This is a genomic window from Bombella pluederhausensis, from assembly GCF_026385525.1.
Classification (GTDB): domain Bacteria; phylum Pseudomonadota; class Alphaproteobacteria; order Acetobacterales; family Acetobacteraceae; genus Bombella; species Bombella pluederhausensis.
The window spans coordinates 1-237 of sequence record NZ_JANIDY010000014.1 but is presented as its reverse complement, the minus strand read 5'-3'; the positions used below and the strand labels follow the sequence as shown (position 1 = coordinate 237).

Annotated in this window: 1 protein-coding gene; it reads left to right on the top strand. The window is 56.1% G+C overall.

Going from position 1 to position 237, the window contains the following annotated elements:
* A partial coding sequence (locus NQF86_RS09120) for a hypothetical protein (protein ID WP_266117334.1) occupies positions 1–237 on the top strand: 237 nt, incomplete at both ends.

The window sequence follows — 237 nt, the reverse complement described above, 5'->3', positions numbered from 1 at the left end:
GGGGCTCACAACCAACAACAAGACGCTGACCGTCAACAACTCCGCTCTAGCTGAACTCACCAACCAGGCTGGTACCGCCGAGCTGACAGACAGCTCTGTCGGTAACGTCACCAATAAGGCAGGCTTCACCCTCACCAACAGCGCCCTCAATGGGACGCTGGACAATGAGGGTACGGCTGACATTGAAGGCAGCAAGGTTGCTGGTCTCACAACCAACAACAAGACGCTGACCGTCAA